The sequence below is a fragment of the Vibrio sp. 1069 genome (assembly GCF_033340555.1).
Genome location: NZ_JAWOWP010000715.1, coordinates 1 through 572, shown reverse-complemented (window position 1 = coordinate 572; position 572 = coordinate 1). Strand labels below are relative to the sequence as shown.

The 572-nt window shown below is 43.9% G+C and carries 1 pseudogene; it reads left to right on the top strand.

Annotation, left to right across the window (positions count from 1 at the left end):
* Positions 1-572: pseudogene (locus tag R7040_RS28635) on the top strand (capsular biosynthesis protein); the annotation flags it as partial.

Sequence of the window (572 nt, the reverse complement as noted above, 5' to 3'; positions counted from 1 at the left end):
TCAAGATATAGAATCCGTAAACATTTGGGGACTAGAGCCTAGCTTGTTGGCACGTATCGAGCGCAATCAATATCGCGCAGATATTCAGTACAAGCTGAAAGCGGGCTTTTCTTCGGACGATAAGAATGATTACGATGACCATACCTTTCAGCTCACCAATTTTTTTGAATTCAATCATCGTCATCGTTTAGTCGTGGATTATCGTTTTCAGGCATTGCATGAAATCCGCGGTGAAGACATCACTGAAGGACAAGGTAATCTTCTCGATTCACCTATCGAGTTTTACCGTAAGGATTTGAAAACCAACTACGTGTTTGGCTCTGCTGGTGCGAAAGGACGATTCGAATTTGGCTTAGGCTACAACGATAAAACTTACCAAAATTATCGTAACGGTTTACCTGGCAAGCCCAACGCAAAAACTAAGTACAACGACTTCCGCGCCCCAAACGCCCACGTTGAGTTTTACCTTAGAGCGACTCCTAAAACCTATTGGTTAGTTGGGACGAAACAAGTCTTCACCGAGTACCTTAATAAAAACCCTCGCGCTGCATCAAAAGACAGCGACACCGGTT